This window comes from Bacillus sp. FSL W8-1127 (assembly GCF_038006725.1).
Lineage (GTDB): Bacteria > Bacillota > Bacilli > Bacillales > DSM-4216 > Bacillus_O > Bacillus_O smithii.
In genome coordinates this window covers 414,174-436,812 of the sequence record NZ_JBBOVU010000001.1, presented here as the reverse complement: position 1 = coordinate 436,812, position 22,639 = coordinate 414,174, and the positions used below count along the sequence as shown (strand labels likewise).

Here is a 22,639-nt window from a genome sequence, read left to right as displayed (position 1 = left end):
CCTTCCCTACCGTCCTACAACGCCCATTCCGTTGATGACTTTATCAAGCATTTCATCCATAACCGTAATATTGCGGGCAGCAGCATTATAGGCATGCTGAAATTTTATGAGATTCGTCATTTCTTCATCCAATGACACGGAGCTGACAGACTGTCTTCTTTCATCGGCTGACTGAACCAGCGAATTGCTGTTATTGGATAGCCGCTGCGCCTGTTGAGAGGCGACGCCAAGACCACCGATGATTCCTTCATAATAGGAGTTAATCGTACTTGTCGTAATCGGAACATTCACTTGTTCCGCACCGCTTCCAAAAGTCAAGGTAACCGGATTGCCGGTGCTGTCTTTTACACCTTCAAGCGTATAAGGCTGTGATAAATCCATCGAAAAAATATTTCCTAAATTAATCGCATTTTTTCCGTCTCCTGATAATTTATTGGAAGAAGCTGCGATATCTTTTGTTCCTATATTTGAGTTTAATTGAATATTTTTAGCCGCATCACTAATACTTTGTAAACCAGTAAAAAAGGCATCGGTACCTTGATTTTGGTTTAGATCATAACCATAATGATGAACAGTATTAAACAAAGTTCCAAACGTATAAGCAAGCTTATCCAATTTAGCTTCCATGTCCGGATAAATGCCCGCTGTTATCGGATCTCCATTCGTATCTACACCGACTTTATAACCGTATGATTCAATTAATCCTCGCAACTTTCCTTGAGAAAAAGTTACATTGCCATTTTGATAAAAAGAAATCGAAGCCACTGACTGTCCGGACACGATATCATTATCCATTCGAGACGGATCATCCGGTTGATAAACCACTAAATTGTCTATAGGACCTGTCACCGTGCTTGTAAATTGATTTGGTTGATTGGACGAAAATCCCAGCTGATTGAATTGATTGCCATTAACAAGCGTTACATCATTTCCACCGGAATCTTTAACAGGGTTTCCGTTCGCATCCAAAAGCGTAATTTTATACTGTCCTTCGGCAATATCCAGAGCATTGCCTCCGGACGGCATTTTTTCCACTTTCACATTCAAATAGCTTGACAGTTGATCGACTAGACGGTCACGCTCATCGTACAAGTCGTTCGGCAAATAGCCGTTTGGTTCTACTTCTCCGATCTGTTGGTTCAGTTCGGCAATTTGCTTCAAGATCGAATTGACATCTTTAATGCCGACGCTGATTTGGTTGCCTAAGTCTCCTTGAATGTCGCTTATGGAGTTGGATAAATAATGAAACGTATCGACAACTCCTTGTGCCCGTTGAAGGACGACAGAACGTGCTCCTTCGTTTTCCGGATTGACGCTCAAATCTTGCAAAGATTGCCAAAACTCATTCATCACAGCAGACAAACCATCCGTATCGCTTGGCTCGGCAAACACGTCTTCCAACCGGCTCAAAGCTGTCGATCGTGAATCCCAATACCCCAGTTTGTTATTTTCGTTGCGGTATTGTACATCTAAAAACTGTTCGCGAACGCGTTCAATCGAACCAGCCTCTACTCCTGTCCCCATTTGCCCCGGAATTTGAGGTCTGTTCATTGAAGCAGCCGGGTAAGGCTCTGTTTGAACAAAATTGACGCGCTGGCGGGAATAGCCCGGGGTATTGGCATTGGCGATATTTTGGCTCGTTGTATATAAAGCTGTCTGTTGAGCCATCATCCCCCGCTTGGCGACTTCTAAACCATGAAAAGTGGAAGTCATAAAATATTCCTCCGTTTCTTTCATCCTTGCTTCCATTAAGCTTTTGAATCGAAAAGAGAGCGCCCTTGCCTATCTTTTATTTTTTGATTAGGATGGGAATACGTTGCAGCCTTTGGCTGAGGATGAAGCAAGTTTAAACTGAATGTGATAAATTGAAGCGATTGATAGATTAATTGCTGGTTCAATTTATTTTGTTGTTTTAACAATTCCACGATGTCCATAAGCTTTTCTCGAAGATATACCAGCTTTTCTTTCTCTTCATCCACGGCTTTCTCTATGCAGTCAGAAATGGTTGCATTCTCCCGTCCCAGCCAGTTTGCCACCTCTTTTTTCCGTTCTTTTTCCATTGTCTGTATGGCGGCAATATATTTCTGTTCCTTGGCAAGCAGATTGTTTAGCCCGTCTACATCGTTCTCTTTTACAATCTTTTCTTTTTCCTGCTCCAATTCATACAGGATCTCATGAAGGGCACACAATTTTTCCATTATCGTGATAACTTGAGCACCAGACATTTTCATCCCATCTTTCTATCTGCGGTAAAAACGAAGTATACCTTTGGCAATCTCTTCCGGATGAGGCTTATACTCGCCGCTTTCAATCTTTTGCTTAAGCTCATTTACTTTTTTTTGCCGATCTGCTGTCAGCTGGGAGGCTTCCTGCATTTCTTTAGCTGCAGCGGAAATTTCGACTTTATCCTTCTGGGTATGTTCCGGTTGCTTGGACTCATCAAACTTGCTCATAGCCTTTTTATAAAGATTCACGCCGGATAAGCCGATAGGTTGGATCTTCATCCCATATCCCTCTTTTCTTTTCCGTTGTTCCTATGTTCATTATATCGGTTTGATTATGAAAAAGTTTAGCAACCGTTCATAGTTCCTTTTTCCTTTTTTCCATTATCTTTTTATCCAAAGGATCCTTTTCTTTTCCGCCCTCTAAACAGACCCTTGAATGTTTTCCATACCCGTTATTTCGTATCGTCCTTCAAAGAGTAGTAAGTAATATTTCTTTCCTTTTTTCTTTCCTGTTCTTTTTCAAACGTCTCTAAATCGTGGCGCAATTGATCGGCACAATCGGAACATAATTTTCCTTTTGTAATAATTTTCCCGCAATTGTCGCACGGATATCCCATGTTCGGAAAAACAGCCGGCTGCAGCCTTCCCTTCCTCACCCATTTATAAATCAATTCTTCGTCCACTCCCGTCGCTTCCACTACCCTCGTGATGGTGGCAGCCCGATTTTCTCTTTTTCTCAGAAATTTATATACTTTGTCATAAAGATTTTCCTCTTCTTTATAGCAATTTTCACAAACGTCGCGAAAACTTGTTTTCATAAACAGCGACCCGCAGCGGGGGCAGTTTGAAATCTCTCCCATTATTTCTTTCCTCCCGTTAAATCTCCTTTTTCTTAATATCGTCTTTCATTTCCGCTCATGAAGATTTTTTGCCGTCAAAATGATTTTTCTATCGTCCATTCGGACCTATCCTCTTGCCAATGTCAAGGCGAGCACAGTTTGTGCACCATGTTTTTTCAGCACTTTGGCCGCATGGCGTAAAGTAGAGCCGGTCGTATAAATATCGTCCACGAGTAAAACCGTCTCGTTGGCAAGTGATGCCGGGTGTATCATATAAAATACTTCCGGCAAATGAATTCTTTCAATCCGTGACTTTTTCGATTGTTTTTCCGTATGGAAGCGGCCTAATAGCTCTTCCGCATGAAATCCTGCTTCTTCAACAAGTGCTTTTGCTTGGTTAAACCCCCGCTCCTGCAGACGTTCCTCACTCAAAGGAATGGGAACGATCTTGTCGGGAGCCATCCGCCGGATCTCATTCCGTATTTCTGAAGCAAAACAGCGCGCTAAATGATAATCCCCCCGATATTTAAAACGAGCCAGCCACTCTTTCATACCTTTATTATAATAAAACAGCGATACATTTTTTGTTAAAACGCTCCGCCAGTTCTCATCTTCCTCCCAGCGAACGCAATCCAAGCAGCAATGCGAGCGGGGCCATTCAGCAGGCCATTCTGAAAGCGGCCGCCCGCAAATAGAGCAGCAATCCCCACTGATTCGCTGAAATCGTTCTTGGCAATCTAAGCAAAGCGCAGGTTCTTCTTTTAATCGGAACACCGTCAGCCAAGAATATCGAGAAGATTGTTCTTTCCCGCAATATAGACAGTTCAATCAATCAACCCCCTTTTCTTCGCTTCCAGGTTCATCCGTTCAATATGTCGGATAGCTTTGATGATCTCTCTCGTAAGCCCGTAATGAAAAAACATGATTTCCCCATCGGGATAATCGGCGCTCCGACCCACCCGGCCGGAAATTTGCACAAGTGCGCTTTCATTAAAAATCATCTCTTCTGCTCCTATTACAGCTACATCAAGATTCGGAAACGTAACCCCTCGTTCTAAAATAGTGGTCGTCAACATAACAGGGATCTCTTTGCGGCGCATGCCTTCCACCTTTTCGATGCGGGCGGGGTCTTCAGCGTGGACAGCTTCAATTCGAGAATGAAGCCTTTTAAATAAGGGGAGAGCATCGTTCATCATACGAACGCTGGGGAAGAAAAGAAGGGCTTGCTTGTTTTTTGTCAAACGTTTTTGTGTCCAATCTTTCAGTTCTTTCGGAATACAACCTTTTTTAAAGGATTTTTTCCAATTTCCTATCCAGCGTATTTTCGGAACGGGGAGAGGATGTCGATGATAACGGGCGGGTATGGAGACAAATTTTCTTTTTCCTTGCCGGCATTGCCGCTGCCATATTTCATTTGGAGTGGCCGTTAAATAGATCATGGCCGAGGAAGGCTTACGCGATTTTTCCACCGCATATTGCAACGTGGGATCATAGGAATAAGGGAAGGCATCGACTTCATCTACGATTACAACGTCAAACGCTTCTTTGTATCGATACAATTGATGAGTTGTGGATATGACAAGAGAGCCGTATTCATTTCGCTGCGGGCTTCCTCCGTACAACGCTGTAACAGGGACCGTGGGAAAAACTTTTTTCAGTCTTGGCGACAGTTCAAGAACAACATCTGTCCGCGGAGCAGCGATGCAGACACGGTCTCCTTTCTGAAGCGCGGCATTTATACCGTCAAAAAGAATTTCCGTTTTCCCTGCTCCGCAAACAGCCCAGACTAATAAGTCTCCCTTCTCTTCTACCGCGTTTTGAACAGCCCTAGCTGCCGTTAATTGTCCCTTGGATAATCGGCCGTCCCACTGAAGCAAATCGTGACTGGTAACGGAACGAGGTGGCGGTCCTTTCCATGAAACTAAAGGAGTGCATTCTGATACACGGCCCATCATTATACAACAGCGGCAATAAAGGCAAAACTTCCGGCAACGGGCGCAAGGAAATGAGGCAAACATTTGGGGATCTCGATTTCCGCAGCGGGCGCAAACATAATATCGGCCTTCTTTGCGAATACCGTCTTCCAATTGCAAATATCCGTTGTTTAAATGGTGTTGAATCAAATCTTGAGGAAAGGGAAGTTCTGAAAGCAGCAAATGGCGGCCGGATGTAAAAGATTGGACAGAAGAGGAAAAGCGGTTCATATTTCACCTCTATTCAAATGTATAAAGAGATCGTTTTACGGCTTAAGGGGCTAAGATAGACAGCAGCCCCCGTCAATTTTGGCCGAATAGAAAATGGTGCTTTGCTAGAATAGTTTTTTCGCCCAAGTCATTCCTAAAGCCCCTTCGCCAAGATGCGTGCCGATGACAGGACCGAAATAACTGATCTGGAATTCTGTTTCAGGATATTGATTCTTTAATTCTTCCATCCAGTCAGAAGCTTCCTGAGGGCGATTGGCATGGATTATAGCAGCTTGAAGCGGAATTCCTTTCTGATAGTCTTCGGAAAATAATTGTTCGATCCGTTTTAAAGCTCTTTTTTTCGTACGGATTTTTTCAAAAGGAACAATCACTTTGTTTTCAAAGTGGAGAAGAGATTTTACTTGTAGCAAATTTCCCACAAACGCTTGAGCACCCGACAATCTCCCGCCTCGTTTTAAATGGTCAAGGTCGTCCACCATAAAATAAGCGCGGAGAGTAGCTTTCAATTCATCGAGCTTCTTCAGTATGTTTTGGGGCTCCATTCCTTCCCTTGCCAATCGGCTGGCAGCCATTACATAAAATCCTTGAGCAGCACAGCTGATTTCGGAATCATAAGAAAAAACTTCGAGTCCGTCGACCATTTTACCTGCAGCAACTGAAGTTTGATAAGTACCGCTTATCCCGCTGGAAAGAAGGATGCAAATAGCCGCATCATACTCTTTTGATAAATCTTCAAACAACTCTACAAACTGACCGATGGAGGGCTGAGAAGTTGTGGGAAGCTTCTGTTCATTCTGGACTTCTTCATAAAACTGTTCCGCCGTGATGTCCATTTCTTCTTTAAAAGACTCTCCGCCGATCACCACATTTAAAGGAATCATATAAATGTTCCATTCTTTTCGCAGCGTTTCCGGAATATACGATGTACTATCTGTTATAATCGCAGTTTTCATTTGAACACCTCCTATTAGTTTGAGTGCTGAACGGACGAACTTCATCCTGTGATGTCATCAGACAAATTACTTGTAGAAACCATCGTTTCCGACTGTCGTTTTATCAGTTGAACCGCAGTTGACCTACTCATTCCCTTTACTACTGTAAAATATGGTTTTTATTTTACCAGAAAGCCAAAAGTTTTCATCTTTTTTTTCAATAAACGTTCATGAAAACGTTTTATATTTTTTCTTGACACCTTGTATATACATGAATACAATAAAAGTAAATCTTGTATATACAAATTAAAATTCTTCACCCGGTGAAGCGATCATTTCATTAGATTTTTAGTTATCTTTCTTTCAATTTATAATTTTGGCCACTATTGAAAACGGTTACGGAGGGGAAAGAAATGAGTGAATATCGCGACTCGGTCCGGCAAATCATCGAAGCGGTCGGCGGCAAAGAAAATATCAACACTGGCACTCACTGCGTTACTCGTCTTCGTCTCGTTTTAAATGATGAAGAGAAAGTCGACAAAAAAAAGTTGGAAAATATTGATCTTGTAAAAGGTTCATTTTCGGCAAACGGCCAATTTCAAGTGGTAATTGGTCAAGGAATTGTAGATAAAGTATTCGATGTATTCGTTCAAGAAACCGGCATCGGAACTGCCACTAAAGAAGAGGTAAAAAATGCGGCAGCCCAAAAAATGAATCCGCTTCAACGTGCGATTAAAGTATTGGCGGATATTTTTATACCGATCCTTCCAGCGATCGTTACGGCCGGTCTCTTGATGGGGATTAACAATATTTTAACAGGACAAGATATTTTTTACAAAGGGAAATCCTTTATAGAGGTTCACCAAAATTGGGCCGATATCGCCAGCATGATTAACCTGATTGCCAATACGGCATTTACATTCTTGCCTGCATTAATCGGTTGGTCAGCCGTAAAGCGGTTTGGAGGCAGCCCTTTGCTCGGGATCGTACTAGGTTTAATGCTTGTTCACCCGGATTTGCTTAATGCCTGGGGCTATGCTGAAGCGAAAGCTAAAGGAGCCATCAAGTATTGGGATTTATTCGGATTGAAAGTTCAGCAAGTCGGTTATCAAGGACAAGTATTGCCGATTTTATTTGCTTCCTATTTACTGGCAAAAATCGAAGTATTTTTAAACAAGCGTGTTCATGATTCCATAAAGTTGCTGGTTGTGGCACCGGTCGCTTTGCTGATTACCGGGTTCGCCTCATTTATCATCATCGGTCCAACCACCTTCTGGCTTGGTAATGAAATTACGTCAGGGATTGTATGGATCTTTGACCACTTTGCATGGCTAGGCGGACTGATTTACGGAGGATTATACGCAGTGCTAGTCATAACGGGAATGCATCACACCTTCTTAGCCGTTGACTTGCAGTTGATCGGAACAACCGGAGGAACTTTCCTCTGGCCAATCCTCGCCCTTTCCAATATTTCTCAAGGATCAGCGGCGTTGGCGATGATGTTTCTGGCTAAGAAAAGCCAAAAACTGCGCGGTCTTTCCGGAACCGCAGCGCTATCCGCTTATTTAGGTATTACTGAACCAGCGATGTTTGGTGTGAACTTGCGGTATCGCTACCCATTTATTAGCGCCCTGATTGGATCAGCTATTGCGGGTATGATTCTCTCCATCGGCAAAGTGAATGCTTTTTCCGTCGGAGTTGGCGGTTTACCGGGGTTCCTTTCCATTAAACATGAATATTGGGGGACATTTTTCCTTGGAATCGGAATCGTGCTTGTAGTTCCATTTATTCTCACCGTCATTTTCAGTAAATTTTCCAAAGAAGAAATTTAATGGAAACATTAGGGGTCAGACGCTTTTAGCCTTGACCCCTCTCTGTTTTCAGCACTGAAAATGGACTAGTTAATCAAATGGAAATATGTCTTCAGCAACTTCCCTTATGGCGACAGCATAAGCGAACATCATAAGGGGCCGCTCTGCTTCAACAGGCATTCAATTTCGACCGCCGCGCTCCCCCTCTTTCTTCACTTGATTTTTGGGAGATATGGATCTTACTGCAATGAACTCAATGGTATAGATGCCTGTTTTAGCTAATATTTTGCTGCATGGATTTTTTCACTTGATCAAGCAAAATGGTTACTAGCTTAAGAGCATTCTTAATCATGCTGATTATCAATTCCATTACACCAAGAAAGGAGGAAACACAGGAAGCAATTTTGACAGATGCGGACCGTATCCCGCGTCTATTTTCGAAAATGTTTCCTGTGCAACGAAGATGAAACAGCCATGGTGGAAAAAAGCCGTAGTATATCAAATTTATCCAAAAAGCTTTTATGACGCTTCCGGTGACGGAATTGGCGATATTAAAGGAATCACGGCCAAACTCGACTATTTAAAAACTCTGGGGATCGACTGTATTTGGATTACGCCTATTTATCAATCCCCCCAAAGGGATAATGGCTATGACATAAGCGATTATTATTCCATCGATGAAACGTACGGAACGATGGATGACTTTGACGAGCTTTTAAATGAAGCCCATAAACGGGGCATTAAGGTGATCATGGATATAGTTGTAAACCATACTTCTACAAAACATTCATGGTTTATTGAAGCTCGAAAATCGAAAGAAAGTCCGTACCGTGATTTTTATATTTGGAAAGACGGAAAAGAAACTGGAGAGCCCCCTACCAATTGGGAGTCAAAATTCGGAGGATCCGCTTGGCAATACGACGATGAAACAGGTCAATATTATTTGCATCTATTTGACGTGACACAAGCGGACTTAAACTGGGAAAACGAAACATTGCGCAAAAAACTGTACAAAATGATGCATTTTTGGCTCCAAAAAGGAGTCGATGGCTTCCGTCTCGATGTCATTAACTTGATTTCCAAAGACCAGCGCTTTCCGGACGATCCAGAAGGAGACGGTCGAAAATTTTATACCGACGGACCTCGCATTCATGAATATTTACAGGAAATGAACCGTGAAGTGTTTTCCCAATACGACATCATAACAGTGGGTGAAATGTCCTCCACCACGATAGAAAATTGCATTCTTTATACACGTCCAGATCGCCGGGAACTAAATATGACGTTCAATTTTCATCATTTGAAAGTGGATTATCCAAACGGCGAAAAGTGGACAAAAGCAGAGCTTGATTTTCCACAATTAAAATCGATTCTGTCTACCTGGCAAACGAAAATGCAGGAAGGCGGAGGATGGAATGCTCTCTTTTGGTGCAATCACGACCAGCCCAGAATTGTCTCCCGCTATGGAGACGACGGACGCTATCGGGTGGAATCGGCCAAAATGCTTGCTACCACGATCCATATGATGCAAGGAACTCCTTATATTTATCAAGGAGAAGAAATCGGGATGACCAATCCTTATTTCTCCTCTATTGAAGAATATCGGGATGTGGAATCGCTGAATATGCACAAAATTTTGCTTGAACAAGGAAAAAGCGAAGCCGAAGTAATGGACATTCTCATGCAAAAGTCACGTGATAACTCCCGGACGCCTGTTCAATGGAACGATAAGGAAAACGCCGGGTTTACAACCGGAACTCCTTGGATCGGACTGGCTAAAAACTATAAAGAAATTAATGTAGAAAAGGCGCTTAAAGACCCCGATTCTATTTTCTATCACTATCAAAAATTAATTAAGCTTCGAAAAGAATATGATATTGTGACAGAAGGGGATTACCGGCTGATCTTAAAAGATCACCCTCAAATTTTCGCTTATCTGCGGACAAGAAAAAGTGGAGAGAAGCTGCTTGTGGTGAACAACTTTTTTGCAGAGGAAACGACATTTGAAAAACCGGAATTTCTGGAGGAAGACTCCGGTAAAGTACTGATTTCTAACTATAAAGACACACCGGAGCATTTCCGCCGGCTCGTCCTGCGTCCGTACGAGTCTGTCGTATACTATATCCGCTAAAACATCGTGTTTCTTCCATTTGCTGCCGGAGCTTTCCGGCAGCATTTCATTCACAACACCATGCTCAAACTGATGCAAGACAGCCGCTGATTCTTCTTCTTGTAAAATAGAAAACCTCTTGGATCCAAAAGGAACAGAGAGCTTAGATCTTTTATGATAAAAAAAGAAAGGGCTGTCAATTCTTACTCGATTGCATGCATGTATTTCGATGAAATATTGTAGCCGCAAAGATGCCCTTGCGCCTTTTGGAAGATTGGCAGAATAGAATGGCCAAACGAATCGCTTTTTCCTTTTCTTCATTCGCTAAATGATGAAAAGCTTTTTTGAACTCCATTTTATTTTTCTTTTTAAAAGTTCTGCTTTGATCCGTGGGCGTTTTTTGGTTGTTCCATCCTTTTCAGAGGATGATCACACTGGTCCTGATATGGTACAATGATCATCAGGTGATACTATGAGAAATAATAAATATAGGCAAATTTATCAAGAATTGGCAGATAAAATTCAAAACGGGGTTTATAAACCAATGGAAACGTTGCCATCGGAAAACGAACTTTGCGAATTGTACGACACTTCGAGAGAAACCATTCGAAAAGCCCTCAATTTGTTGGCACAGAACGGATTAATCCAAAAAATCCGCGGCAAAGGATCCATTGTGTTGGATACGCCAAAAATGAGCTTCCCGATTTCCGGCCTAGTGAGCTTCAAAGAACTTCAAGATTCTCTTTGGGGGGACTCCCGAACGATTGTGTACGATCTCGGACTTATTCATCCAGATCCATGGCTTTCAAGACAATTGAATGTTTCCGAAAAAACAGAAGTATGGAAAGTCATTCGAGCTCGTGAAATTAAAGGCGAACGGGTGATATTGGATCGCGACTTTTTCATCAAGCAATATGTCCCGTTGCTTACGAAAGAAATTTGTGAACACTCCATATACGAATATTTAGAAAATGAATTGGGGTTGGCCATCAGTTTTGCCAAAAAAGAAATTGTGGTAGAGCCGTGCACTGAGGAAGATATCCGCTTTTTGGATATAAAAGATTACAATCACATTGTGGTGGTGAAAAACTATGTCTATTTGGAAGATGCGACTCTCTTCCAATATACCGAATCGCGTCACCGATTAGACAAATTTCGTTTCGTCGATTTCGCCCGCCGAAACAAGCATGGATGAATCATTATGTACCGCTTTAAAATGCTAAAGGGGTCAGACCCCCCCTAGCGTACTTCTACCCAACCTCTTTTAATGGCGGTTACGACTGCTTGTGTGCGGTCGTTCACATTCATTTTTTGCAAAATATTACTTACATGGTTTTTTACTGTTTTTTCGCTGATATACAGCGCTTCACCTATTGCCCTGTTGCTTTTTCCGTCCGCCAGCAGCTGGAGCACTTCACATTCGCGTTTCGTTAATAAATGATAGGGGCGCCGCACTTCGCCTTGCTGAAAGCCTTTTTTTCGATCGCTGGAAGTGAGTCGACGATAGTCGGCGATCAAATTATGAGTAACTTTTGGATGCAAGTACGATCCACCCTCTGCCACGACTTTGACGGCTTCAATCAGAGCATCCGCATCCATTTCTTTCAAAAGATAGCCGCGCGCTCCTGATGTTAAAGCGTGCGCCACATAATTTTCATCATCATGAATGGATAAAATGATCACTTTCGTTTTCGGATAGGCATCCACCAATTGTTTCGTTGCCTCTACACCGTTTACGCCAGGCATATTAATATCCATTAAGACCACATCGGGTCTGTGTCTTTCGACAAGCTCAAGCACATCTGATCCGTCGTCTCCTTCAGCAACGATCTTAAAAGATTTTTCAAACTCTAATATTCGTTTTACTCCTTCACGGAATAATTGATGGTCATCGATTATGACAATCTTCGTTGCCATTGTTTCTCCTCCCTTATTATGTCAGCACTTTCTGCTTCTTAATATAATTTCTATTTGGACCAATTATTTCCTTGTTCATATTACCTTTTCATCATTTATTTTTATAAATTCTTTTCAAATTCTTTTCAAATGTTTTACTTAAAGTATAGCTTAATCCTTTCCATGAACATGAATCGGGACGCTTAACCTTACAACGGTCCCCTTTCCTGGTTTCGAATCAATGTTCAACTCACCTTCCAAAAGTTCTATTCTCTCTTTCATGCCAAGAATCCCAAACGAATTTGATTTGCGTTTATGAATGTCAAACCCTTGGCCATTGTCTTTAATGACCGCCAATACCTTCTCTTTCCCAATTTCCAGTTTCACAACAATTTCGCTGGCATTTGAATGCTTTAACGCATTTTGAACGGATTCTTGAATCAGGCGAAAAAGAGCAATTTCCAACTTTGAAGGGAGCCGTACTTCCAGCCCAATGTTTCGAAAGCGAATAGTCGTATTTCTTTGAATGGATCGATTATACTCCTCAAGAGTGCTTAAAAATTTATTCAGAGCCGGGACCAGGCCCAGATCATCAAGCGCCATTGGCCGCAAATCGTATATAATGCGTCGGACTTCATATAGCGCACTGCGAACCATGTTCTTTAAGTTGCGGATTTCTACAAGAGCTTCTTCCACTCCTCTTTCTTTGTACACTTTCTCGATCAAATCCGAGCGCATCAAGACATTGGCCATCATCTGGGCCGGACCATCATGGATTTCGCGTGAAAGCCGCTTTTTTTCTTCCTCTTGAGCCTCTAATATCCTAAGGCCAAACTCCTGCTTCAACTTCGCATCTTCAAGCGCTTGGCCAATTTGCTTCATGTCGCTGGTCATATATTTCAAAACAACTGATATTTGAGCCACAAGATTGTCCGCTCTCTCAATCGTATTTTTCAAATTTTTAAGACGCCGTTCCAAATCATCGCGACGCTCCATCAGCTGTTTTGCCTTTTGTTTCGTCAGGATTAATTTCGTCTGTAAATCATGGGCATACTGATAAGCTTTTCGGATATCTTTTTCAGAATATGTATGAAAAAATTTGCTTACTTCCGAAAGCCTTCTTCTCGCTTGTTTAGTTTGATAATCAAGTTCTTCTTCTTGTTGAAGAGCTTGCTTTACTTCATCTTTGATCGCTTTTAGTTCCATCAATCCCGATTCTAAATCTTGCCGGCATCGTTCGCCGATTTCAAAGATTTCATCTTTACTTTGATTGACTGTAGAAATCATTTTATCTAATATCTCATCTAGCTTTTCCGTTTTGATACCTCTTAATGACATAGAGAAGACCTTCCTCGTGGTTACTGATTTTAAAACAAATGATATTTGTTCATCTGCAACCTTTGAACTGCTGAATAAAAGTAAGCAAAATCTCCTGGTAAAAATACAATCACTTTTACAGACAATTCCATTATATCATGTCATATTTTGCATAGGATTAAAGTTTGGTTACCAATAGATTAAATTTTTTTTCTATATTTGTATTTCAGAGGCTTTTCGTTTGCACAAAGAAGATTTTTCTATATCATAAGGATGTCTATACCCGTTTATTTTGAAAATGAAACATGATGGAGTGAGAGCTTTGCTTCCTAATTACTATACAGTAAAAGGATATGGAGAACACGAAATTGTTATACAAAAGTCACGGTTTATCGCCCACGTCAATCGAGCGGAAACAGAAGAAGAGGCAATAAATTTTATCGCGGAAATCAAAAAAAAGCATTGGAACGCCACTCACAATTGCTCTTGCTACATGATCGGCGAGCATGATCAGATTCAAAAAGCAAATGATGACGGTGAGCCGAGTGGTACCGCAGGTGTTCCGATGCTGGAAGTGCTTAAAAAACGAAATTTAAAAGATACAGTCGTAGTGGTTACCAGATACTTCGGAGGAATCAAGCTAGGGGCCGGTGGATTAATTCGCGCCTACAGCAAATCAGTCTCCGAGGGGCTTAACCATACCGGTATTGTCGAACGAAGATTGACGAGGGTCATGCATACTACATTGGATTACCACCTTCTCGGAAAAGTAGAAAATGAGTTAAGGTCTTCAGTTTATGATATAAAAGATATTCATTACTTGGACCGAGTCACCATTGAAACATTTGTCGAAGAAGGAGATAAAGAAACGTTCAAAAAGTGGATGACTGAGCTGACGAATGGACAGGCAGCCATTACGGAAGGCGATATGCTTTATTTAGAAAAGGATATCGAAATGTAACAAAGCTGAAGCTCTTTACATTCAGTTTAAAAACTTTCTCCGGAAACTCAGCTTAAACATGCCAATCATGAACTTCCAGGTGCCCGGTCTGTACGTCAAATTCTTCATCAAAGAAAATCCCTGTTTCCTTTTTTAACACCGGTAAAAGTCCTATTTCATTTAATCTTATTTATGAGCTTCCGACCATGCCGCTTGTTTTTCCGATCTGTATGGAGAGGTTTCCTTCAAAAAGGAGACCTATTTTTTCTGCAGAATTTTTGAAAATAAACAAAGTCTATTAAGCGATTTCCATAAAATAATTTACGAACAATGCTTCTTCATAGTAAAATGGAGTTTAGAAGACTTGTTGAAATTTGAAAAAATTTGTTGATTTCGCTTTATTTCATTATTCGCAAAAGGAGCAATGGTATGGCTGAACAGAGACAGCAGATCAGAGAACGGAGAAAACGGAGGAAACGACGAAGAAGAATCATGTTCTTTCTACTACTCCCCTTCATTCTAGTGGCATCTACAGCAGCAGGTTATGGAGCCTATTTATATAAAAAAGCAGAAACGGTTTTTACCGATGCTTATGACCCAGCTGTTGAAAAATCTGATTTGAGAGATAAAGCTGTGGATCCTAGCAAGGACAATATCAGCATTTTATTTATAGGAGTGGATGACAGAAGTCCCGATTTCAAACAAAAGACAAGATCAGATGCTCTGATTCTCGCAACACTAAATAGAAAGAATCATAGTGTAAAACTGTTAAGCATCCCTCGTGATTCTTATGTGTATATTCCCATTATTGGAGAAAAGCAAAAAATTACCCATGCTCATGCCTATGGAGGAACTCAGGCAACCATCGATACAGTAGAACACTTGCTTGATGTTCCGGTAGACTTTTATGTCAAAATGAATTTCAAAGGTTTTGTGGATGTGGTAAATGCTCTAGGCGGAGTGAAAGTAAAAGTACCGTATGAATTCACTGAAAAAAATTCAACCGACTCAGAACCCGTCCATTTAACGCCCGGAGTTCATAATCTCAGCGGAGAAGAAGCCTTGGCGTTGGCCCGAACAAGAAAACATGACAACGATATTATGCGCGGCGAACGTCAGCAGATGATTTTAGAGGCGATTGTCAAAAAAGCCAAATCCGTCAATGCAGTCACTAAGTATCCGGACGTAATTGAAGCAGTCGGACAAAATATGAAAACAAACCTTTCGTTCTCTCAGATGAAGTCGCTCGTTAGCTTCGGTACATCCGGCGACTTAAAAATAGACCATTTAACCTTAAAGGGAACGGACGGTCATGATCCGAATAACGGTGCTTATATTTATAAGCTAGATGATGTTGAACTGGAAGTGACAAAACGAATTTTAAAACGTCAATTAGGTATTAACTAAAAAAGACTGTCGTGAAGGCCCTCAATGGAGCCTTTTGCGACAGTTTTTTATCTGCTTTTCCTTTTCAATTTTCCAATCCCATTTCCAGTCATTAACTGAACATTGCCAATGACCGTTAGAAAGAACAACGGAATTTCCTTTATAAAAAAAGCAACCACCGTTCCTTCTCCTTTTTCCTAAGGTTGATCAATCCCCTTTATGGGAAGATCAGCTTACGACTCGTATTATGCATCTCATACAAAATCGTACAAAAACAACGTATGATATCGGTAAAATTCACCGCGACCACGCTACGCTCTGCCGCGCTTTTTATACTTCGCAAAGCCAAAGCCAAGCTACTTGATTACACCGATATCAAGAGTATTTCTAACCCATTTATTGATAAAAAAAGGTGCCCCAAAAGCTTGATTTCAGGACACCCTTTTCTTTTTCCACTTCTAAGCGAAATTGGATTATCTGCTTTTTCTCATGACTAATCTCAACAACGGCTGGTAATCGGATCCGACTAAGCCAACACTTTCGACGAAAAGTTCAATTCCTATAATCAAAATAGCGCCAAACAGAAGAGCCCCCCATATGGTAGCCATTGAAAAAATAATGGCTGCCAGTCCAAACATGGCTGAAATGGCATAGATGATCAGCACCGTTTGTTTGTGGGTGTATCCCATTCGCAACAAACAATGATGCAAATGAGATTTATCAGGCGCTGAGAGTGGCTTCTTATGGATAAAACGGCGAATAATCGCAAAAAACGTATCGGAAATTGGCACCCCGAGAATAATAACAGGGATGACAAATGAAAGAACTGTTACATTCTTAAATCCAAGCAGCGACACAACGGACATCATATATCCTAAAAAGAGAGCTCCTGTATCTCCCATAAAAATCTTGGCAGGATGAAAATTGTAAATCAGAAAACCTAATGTACTGCCAAGCAAAATGAGTGCAATACTCATGACATATGCGTCGCCTTTAAGAAAAGCCATAAAGCTAATGGTAATTAAAGCGATCGAAGAAACCCCGGCAGCCAGTCCATCTAATCCGTCGATTAAATTAATGGCATTGGTCACACCGACGATCCATAAAATGGTTAGCGGAACGCTTAACAATCCAAATTCCAATTGGCCTCCGAAAGGCAAATTAATAAATTCCACATGCACCCCGCCGATCACGACCACGACAATGGCTGCCAGCAGCTGACCAGCTAGTTTAAGTTTTGGCGAAAGCTCAAACTTGTCATCCAGTAATCCTGTAAGGACAATAATAAAGCTGCCAATTATAATCGGCCAGTTATAAGGATCTTGCGGACGTAAAACCAAAAGTCCAATAAGAAAACTTAAAAAAATCGCCAAACCACCCATACGGGGCATTATTTTCTGATGCACTTTTCTGTAATTAGGCTTGTCAACAGCTCCGATAGCGATCGCCAGCTTCTTCGCCAAAGGAGTCAGCAGAAGCGAAGCGATAAAACATAGTACAAAGGTAAGGTAAACCATGCCGTACCTCCTCTTTCTTAGCATGCCCAAAAAAGCAACTAAAGTTCATTGCAAAATTTGTTATTGCATTCAAAAAAAATCGGTATTCTATCTCTCATTTGGAAAATTTCTTCTGCAAAGAATTTCCACCACTTCAATTTCAATATTATAAAACGGATTGGTCATAATATCTATATCAAATTCTTTAAAAATTCATTTCATGCTATTTTTCTTTTATTCTCGACCTTTATTTTACATCTTGTACTGTTTATAGTAAAAAAGCATTGGTTCTGGTAAGATATTAATATAATAGAAGATTAGGATTTTTCTTCAAGGAGCGTACCTAATATGATCTCACTTATCAAAAATATGGTCGATGCGAACGAAAGAAGATTGAAAAAATATTATAAATTAGTTGAGAAAATCAATGAGATAGAACCAGAGTTTGAAAAACTTTCAGACCAAGAATTACAGCAAAAAACCATTTGGTTTAAACAACAGCTGCAAAACGGAAAAACGATTGATGATATTAAAGTCGAAGCCTTTGCGACAGTCAGAGAAGCAGCCAAAAGGATTCTTGGCATGCGCCATTACGATGTCCAGTTGATCGGCGGCCTTGTATTGACCGAAGGCAATATTGCTGAAATGGCTACCGGTGAAGGAAAAACATTGGTAGCCTCCCTTCCCAGCTATTTACGAGCTTTGGAAGGAAAAGGTGTCCATGTCATTACCGTCAATGAATATTTAGCAAAGCGCGATCGCGAAATCATTGGCCCTATCCATGAATTCCTTGGATTAACAGTGGGATTAAATTTACCGCTTATGGAGCAAAGCGAAAAAAAACAGGCCTATCTTGCCGATATCACTTACGGCGTCGGAACAGAATTTGGTTTTGACTATCTGCGTGACAATATGGCTACCCGGGCTGAAGATCGAGTCCAACGCCCTTATCATTTTGCCATTATCGACGAAGTGGACAGTATATTAATCGACGAAGCAAAAACACCGCTCATTATCGCGGGTAAAGTAAGGGCAAGTTCTGAATTGCATTATATTGCAGCTCAATTGGCAAAAAAATTCAAAAACGAAGAGGATTATTCCTTCGATATGGAAACAAAGGCGGTCAGCTTAACCGATCAAGGAATTGAGAAAGTGGAAAATGCCTTCGGTATCGATAATTTATACGACTTGGAACATCAAATACTGTACCATTATGTCATCCAAGCCGTACGTGCCCATGTCATGTTTAAACGCGACGTAGATTACATTGTGAAAGACGGCAAAATTTTTCTCGTGGATAGTTTTACAGGCCGCATCATGGAAGGAAGAACGCTGAGCGACGGACTTCATCAAGCTATCGAGGCTAAGGAAGGACTGGAAATTACAGAAGAAAACAAAACTCAAGCGTCCATTACCATCCAAAACTATTTTCGTATGTACCCGTATTTATCGGGGATGACCGGAACGGCAAAAACGGAAGAACAAGAATTCCTTCGAGTGTACAATATGGAAGTCATTCAAATTCCCACCAACAAACCAAAACAACGCATCGATTTGCCGGACCGGATTTATAAAACGATACACGATAAATACACCGCTGTAGCGAAAGAAGTAAAAAAGCGCCATGAAAAAGGGCAGCCGGTTTTAATCGGGACTACTTCCATTCTTCAGTCGGAAAAACTGGCGAAGTATTTAGACCAAGAGCATTTAGACTATGAACTGTTGAACGCTAAAAGCGCCGATCAAGAGGCAGCGCTGATTGCCAAAGCCGGACAACGAGGACAGATTACGATCGCCACCAATATGGCTGGACGCGGGACAGATATTATTTTGGAAGAGGGAGTCGCCCAGCTTGGGGGCCTTCATGTCATCGGAACAGAGCGGCATGAAAGCAGAAGAATTGATAATCAGCTAAAAGGGCGCGCCGGCCGCCAAGGTGATCCCGGTTCCACCCAGTTTTTTATTTCATTAGAAGATGACATGTTCCAGCGCTTCGCCTCCAAAGAAATGGAAAAATTATCTAAAAAAATCAAAACCGATTCTACCGGCTTAGTGCTAAATAAAAAAATGGACGAGTTTGTCAACAAAATTCAGCGAATAGTGGAAGGCTCAAACTTTTCTGTACGTGAATACAATTTAAAACTGGACGATGTCATTAACATGCAGCGAAATGTCATTTACGGACTAAGAAATAAAATTATTGATGAAAGCGATCTGTTGAAACTATATTTTGAAATGATTGATTCGGCTGTAAAAGAACAAATACAACGACTTTGTCCGGAGACAGAAACACCGGATAATTGGCGTCTGAATCAATTGCTTTCGACGATTCAATCGTTCATTCCCGGTGAGACTGTCAACTTGCCGGAAGGATTGGAAGATCTGAAGGATGTGGAAGAAGCCGTCTTCCCTGCCGTTGCTTCTTACAAAAAACGAATTGAACAATTAAATTTTGCAGAATGGGCCAGTTATATAAAAGAAATTATGCTTTCTGTCATTGACCGACATTGGATCGAACATATGGAAAGCATGACGCGTCTGAAAGAGGGAATCGGATTAAGATCGTATCAACAAGAAGATCCTATGAGGCTTTACCAAAAAGAAGGATATGAAATCTTTTTAGAAACGTACCATGAAATCGAAAAAGAGATCTCTGTCAGAATCGCCGCTTTTTTAAAAGAGATGCAAACAAAGGAGTAGCTGATCATGTTTCCATTATTTCGAAAAAAAAAGAAAGAAGATATCCAATTAGAAGGCTTGACTAATACCATCGACTCCGCTGAATTAGTCGACTCTCCACAACAAGGAGATCAAGATTCAGAAGTGAAAACCGAACTTTCCATCCACCCGTTGTGGAATGTTTCAAAAGAACAATACTATGTATTTCGTTTTTTAAATAATGAGCTGCCAACACTGAAGCCCAATCAGCTTTCTCTGTCCAGCATTCAATGGGAAGAAACACCCGAAGGGCTTTCGGTGACCGCCTTTATTCGTAATTCATTAAAAAAGCCGATCCAATTGGAAGAAGTTCCCCTTATTCTATTAGATGAAAATCGGGAAGTTGTGGCTAAACACACCTTTAACCTTCATGATGCAGGAGAAATCCCGGCCGAAAGCAGCCGACCGTGGACTTTTGTTTTCCCTAAAGAGTCCTTGTTGAAAGATCATCTGCAAAAAGAAGGCTGGACACTCGCCTTCGATTTAAGCACAAAACAACATCAACTCGATTTAGAACCTTCTTGGGAACAAAGTTTGCCTGACGAAGAAAAGAAAAAACTCCAACAGCTCGTTAGCCAATTGGAGCCTCCAAAGAAAAATGAACTCAATTTTATGGGATTAGAAGCCAAAATGCTGCAATCGGGAGATTTGGCCGTGACTCTCTTGATCCGAAACGGCTACGAAAAAGCGATTCAAATACAACAACTTCCGCTGAGAATTATCGATGCGAACGATGCCATTGCGGCTGAAGGGCAATTCAATATCGGTCAATTGGAAATCAAGCCAAATACAACAAAACCGTGGACCTTTATTTTTCCGAAAAACAATATAAAAAAATCTGCTCCTGACTTGTCTTCTTGGAAGGCTGTTGTAATCCAAAAACAGGACTAGCCGATATTGTGAAACTTCCATCAGAAGGGGAAGAAAAACTCCCCTTCTGATGGTTAGTTGAACCAATCGGGCCTTTAGGGGCAGTTAGTCCCAAAGGGTTCTTCTTCCCCGCCAATCCTATGAAAGGGATTTACTGCCCCTTAATGCGGGATACAGTGACACTTCCATTAGAGGGGATTCTTTCCTCCTCCAGCTTTAAACCATAACCTTAAATTTGGACTTATCTCCTCTTTTATAGCTGAATGAACCTAAGACTTTCCATTTAATCAGGAAATAAATCCGTCCGACTTCATCACCATTTCCAGTTCATTTCGTTAAAACGAAAAATCCTTTTTGGGAGTCATTGACTTTCCCCGTTTCCCTTCTCTTATTCTCTGTTCTCAAACATCCTATTCAACCTCAACGGGTACGGTCATTTTCCTTATGGATCCATAGTCCAGATAAATCCGATTACAGACTTTTTTAAGGGAATCGAGTAGGAGGAGGTGTGAACCTCCGTCCTCTCACACCACCGTACGTACCGTTCGGTATACGGCGGTTCAATCAAATAAATGACGCTTTTCACCATATTTTCTATACAGGCTTTTCAGCCCTTGGCTACTCCAATAAGAGTTGCCAAGGGTTTGGTGTAATATGGGACTTTTAGAGATTCTCCAATATGATTTCCTCGAATTCCCCCATTCATATGCTTTATATGGTTGAACTCCGAGTTGAATGAGTTTCTTCACTTTCGTTTTCGGTTTCTTCCACTGTTTCCAGATCATCATTCGGAGCCTTCTTCTTATCCATTTATCAAGGTTCTTAAAGACAGTAGGAGTGTCAGCTAGTGAAAAGTATCCGCACCAACCCATTAGGTACTGATTTAGTCTTTTGATTCTTTCTTCCATTGAGATCGAATGGGAGCGGCTGGTGAGTTCCCTGATTCTTTGTTTCATCTTTTGAATGCTCTTCCGAGCGATTCTTATCTTTGGTTCTTTATGATACGTAAAGCTAAACCCTAGATAATCCCGTTTCCATGGGCGGTCTAATGCCGTCTTTTCCCTGTTCACCTTGAGTGATAGCTCTTTCTCTATGAAGTTTGTCATGTTCTCCATGACTCTCTTTCCGGCTTTTCTACTCTTGACAAAGATATTACAATCATCTGCGTATCTTACAAATCGAAGATTTCTTCTTTCGAGTTCTTTGTCTAATGGATCCAACATTATATTGGATAAAAGCGGACTTAATGGACCCCCTTGGGGGGTCCCTTCAAGGTTTGAAGTGACTAGCCCGTTTTCCATAATGCCTGCCTTCAAGAATTCTCGGATTAGATGAAGGATTCTTCCATCTCTTATTTTCTTGCCAATTAAATGCATTAGCTTATCATGATTCACATGATCGAAGAACTTTTCTAAGTCCATATCAATGACCCAGCGGTAACCTTCTTTGATGTAGGATTTCGCTTTTCGCACAGCTTGATGTGCTTGCTTGTTTGGTCTAAAACCAAAGCTATTCTCTGAAAATCCCGGGTCAAATATGGGTGTTAGCGCTTGGTTTAATGCCTGTTGAATGAAACGGTCTATCACCGTAGGAATCCCTAGTTTCCGTTTACCGCCGTTCGGCTTCGGGATTTCGACTCGTCGGATTGGTTGTGGTTTATAGGTTCCCTCTAATAGAGACGTGCGGATTTCATGCCAGTGTTCCATCATGTACGGTCGTAATTCGGATACACTCATTCCATCCACACCATGACTTCCTTTATTTCGTTCCACTCGGTGAAGTGCCTCTAATAAGTTTTCACGTGATAGTACCTGTTCCATTCTCATAAATATGACTCCTTGCGTGTGTTTTCTATTCTCTTCCATAGACCTAATATAAGCTCCACCCTCTTGAAG

General features: G+C 41.3%; 18 protein-coding genes. 7 read left to right on the top strand and 11 right to left on the bottom strand.

The features are described 5' to 3' along the window. Positions 1-6: 6 nt before the first annotated feature. The 7 genes from flgK to NST12_RS02055 all read right to left on the bottom strand — a co-directional run bounded on the left by flgK (position 7) and on the right by NST12_RS02055 (position 6,221). Positions 7-1,713 (bottom strand): flagellar hook-associated protein FlgK, encoded by a 1,707-nt coding sequence (gene flgK / locus NST12_RS02085; RefSeq protein WP_341100118.1) that lies wholly within the window; start codon positions 1,711-1,713, stop codon positions 7-9. Positions 1,714-1,748: 35 nt separating this feature from the next. Then, on the bottom strand, positions 1,749-2,225 hold the full coding sequence (locus NST12_RS02080; protein WP_341100117.1) for a flagellar protein FlgN: 477 nt from the start codon (positions 2,223-2,225) through the stop codon (positions 1,749-1,751). 15 nt (positions 2,226-2,240) lie between these two features. Next, entirely contained in the window at positions 2,241-2,504 is a 264-nt protein-coding gene (gene flgM / locus NST12_RS02075; protein ID WP_048622557.1) for a flagellar biosynthesis anti-sigma factor FlgM, read from the bottom strand. Between the two features lie 173 nt (positions 2,505-2,677). Next, on the bottom strand, positions 2,678-3,085 hold the full coding sequence (locus NST12_RS02070; RefSeq protein WP_048622556.1) for a TIGR03826 family flagellar region protein: 408 nt from the start codon (positions 3,083-3,085) through the stop codon (positions 2,678-2,680). A 105-nt stretch (positions 3,086-3,190) separates the two neighbouring features. Beyond that, positions 3,191-3,892: a ComF family protein gene (locus NST12_RS02065; protein ID WP_048622555.1), complete on the bottom strand. Its 702-nt coding sequence runs from the start codon at positions 3,890-3,892 to the stop codon at positions 3,191-3,193. Continuing rightward, on the bottom strand, positions 3,889-5,268 hold the full coding sequence (locus NST12_RS02060; protein ID WP_328202135.1) for a DEAD/DEAH box helicase: 1,380 nt from the start codon (positions 5,266-5,268) through the stop codon (positions 3,889-3,891). The genes NST12_RS02065 and NST12_RS02060 overlap by 4 nt, the downstream gene beginning before the upstream one ends. Before the next feature lie 104 nt (positions 5,269-5,372). Beyond that, a complete protein-coding gene (locus NST12_RS02055) occupies positions 5,373-6,221 on the bottom strand; it encodes a DegV family protein (RefSeq protein ID WP_341100116.1) in 849 nt (282 codons plus the stop codon). A gap of 392 nt (positions 6,222-6,613) precedes the next feature. On the opposite strand from NST12_RS02055, the gene treP reads away from it, so the two are divergent. The 3 genes from treP (at position 6,614) to treR (ending at position 11,316) form a co-directional block, all read left to right on the top strand. Then, the gene (treP, locus tag NST12_RS02050) at positions 6,614-8,032 is read left to right on the top strand and encodes a PTS system trehalose-specific EIIBC component (protein ID WP_048622553.1); all 1,419 of its coding nucleotides are present in this window, start codon (positions 6,614-6,616) and stop codon (positions 8,030-8,032) included. Positions 8,033-8,474: 442 nt separating this feature from the next. After that, a complete protein-coding gene (treC, locus tag NST12_RS02045; protein ID WP_341028080.1) occupies positions 8,475-10,142 on the top strand; it encodes an alpha,alpha-phosphotrehalase in 1,668 nt (555 codons plus the stop codon). A gap of 451 nt (positions 10,143-10,593) precedes the next feature. Next, positions 10,594-11,316, top strand: a complete 723-nt coding sequence (gene treR, locus NST12_RS02040; RefSeq protein WP_341028078.1) for a trehalose operon repressor — start codon at positions 10,594-10,596, stop codon at positions 11,314-11,316. A gap of 44 nt (positions 11,317-11,360) precedes the next feature. Here the strand turns inward: treR and NST12_RS02035 are convergent, their stop codons facing one another. Next, entirely contained in the window at positions 11,361-12,038 is a 678-nt protein-coding gene (locus NST12_RS02035) for a response regulator (protein WP_004439660.1), read from the bottom strand. Positions 12,039-12,188: 150 nt separating this feature from the next. Continuing rightward, on the bottom strand, positions 12,189-13,355 hold the full coding sequence (locus NST12_RS02030; protein WP_048622550.1) for a sensor histidine kinase: 1,167 nt from the start codon (positions 13,353-13,355) through the stop codon (positions 12,189-12,191). Between the two features lie 301 nt (positions 13,356-13,656). Between NST12_RS02030 and NST12_RS02025 the strand changes: the two genes are divergently transcribed. Both NST12_RS02025 and NST12_RS02020 read left to right on the top strand, forming a co-directional pair. Next, entirely contained in the window at positions 13,657-14,295 is a 639-nt protein-coding gene (locus NST12_RS02025) for a YigZ family protein (protein ID WP_004439637.1), read from the top strand. Between the two features lie 408 nt (positions 14,296-14,703). Beyond that, a complete protein-coding gene (locus NST12_RS02020; protein WP_048622549.1) occupies positions 14,704-15,681 on the top strand; it encodes an LCP family protein in 978 nt (325 codons plus the stop codon). Between the two features lie 452 nt (positions 15,682-16,133). Here the strand turns inward: NST12_RS02020 and NST12_RS02015 are convergent, their stop codons facing one another. After that, a complete protein-coding gene (locus NST12_RS02015; protein WP_004439633.1) occupies positions 16,134-17,177 on the bottom strand; it encodes a glycosyltransferase family 4 protein in 1,044 nt (347 codons plus the stop codon). A gap of 327 nt (positions 17,178-17,504) precedes the next feature. Here NST12_RS02015 and secA2 point away from each other — a divergent pair, with 327 nt between their 5' ends. Both secA2 and NST12_RS02005 read left to right on the top strand, forming a co-directional pair. Continuing rightward, a complete protein-coding gene (gene secA2, locus NST12_RS02010) occupies positions 17,505-19,856 on the top strand; it encodes an accessory Sec system translocase SecA2 (protein WP_048622548.1) in 2,352 nt (783 codons plus the stop codon). A 6-nt stretch (positions 19,857-19,862) separates the two neighbouring features. After that, positions 19,863-20,765, top strand: coding sequence for an accessory Sec system S-layer assembly protein (locus tag NST12_RS02005; RefSeq protein ID WP_048622547.1), 903 nt, complete (start codon positions 19,863-19,865; stop codon positions 20,763-20,765). A 539-nt stretch (positions 20,766-21,304) separates the two neighbouring features. Here NST12_RS02005 and ltrA read toward each other — a convergent pair. Beyond that, complete coding sequence (gene ltrA, locus NST12_RS02000) at positions 21,305-22,570, bottom strand: group II intron reverse transcriptase/maturase (protein WP_048622546.1); 1,266 nt, start codon at positions 22,568-22,570, stop codon at positions 21,305-21,307. Between the last annotated feature and the right edge of the window lie 69 nt (positions 22,571-22,639).

Coding starts and splice junctions, on each gene's coding strand:
- NST12_RS02030 (WP_048622550.1), bottom strand. CDS start 13,355: ATGTCATTAAGAGGTATCAAAACGGAAAAGCTAGATGAGATATTAGAT.
- secA2 (WP_048622548.1), top strand. CDS start 17,505: ATGATCTCACTTATCAAAAATATGGTCGATGCGAACGAAAGAAGATTG.
- flgM (WP_048622557.1), bottom strand. CDS start 2,504: ATGAAGATCCAACCTATCGGCTTATCCGGCGTGAATCTTTATAAAAAG.
- NST12_RS02070 (WP_048622556.1), bottom strand. CDS start 3,085: ATGGGAGAGATTTCAAACTGCCCCCGCTGCGGGTCGCTGTTTATGAAA.
- NST12_RS02005 (WP_048622547.1), top strand. CDS start 19,863: ATGTTTCCATTATTTCGAAAAAAAAAGAAAGAAGATATCCAATTAGAA.
- NST12_RS02080 (WP_341100117.1), bottom strand. CDS start 2,225: ATGTCTGGTGCTCAAGTTATCACGATAATGGAAAAATTGTGTGCCCTT.
- flgK (WP_341100118.1), bottom strand. CDS start 1,713: ATGACTTCCACTTTTCATGGTTTAGAAGTCGCCAAGCGGGGGATGATG.
- ltrA (WP_048622546.1), bottom strand. CDS start 22,570: ATGAGAATGGAACAGGTACTATCACGTGAAAACTTATTAGAGGCACTT.
- NST12_RS02015 (WP_004439633.1), bottom strand. CDS start 17,177: ATGGTTTACCTTACCTTTGTACTATGTTTTATCGCTTCGCTTCTGCTG.
- NST12_RS02060 (WP_328202135.1), bottom strand. CDS start 5,268: ATGAACCGCTTTTCCTCTTCTGTCCAATCTTTTACATCCGGCCGCCAT.
- NST12_RS02055 (WP_341100116.1), bottom strand. CDS start 6,221: ATGAAAACTGCGATTATAACAGATAGTACATCGTATATTCCGGAAACG.
- NST12_RS02020 (WP_048622549.1), top strand. CDS start 14,704: ATGGCTGAACAGAGACAGCAGATCAGAGAACGGAGAAAACGGAGGAAA.
- treR (WP_341028078.1), top strand. CDS start 10,594: ATGAGAAATAATAAATATAGGCAAATTTATCAAGAATTGGCAGATAAA.
- treC (WP_341028080.1), top strand. CDS start 8,475: ATGAAACAGCCATGGTGGAAAAAAGCCGTAGTATATCAAATTTATCCA.
- NST12_RS02035 (WP_004439660.1), bottom strand. CDS start 12,038: ATGGCAACGAAGATTGTCATAATCGATGACCATCAATTATTCCGTGAA.
- treP (WP_048622553.1), top strand. CDS start 6,614: ATGAGTGAATATCGCGACTCGGTCCGGCAAATCATCGAAGCGGTCGGC.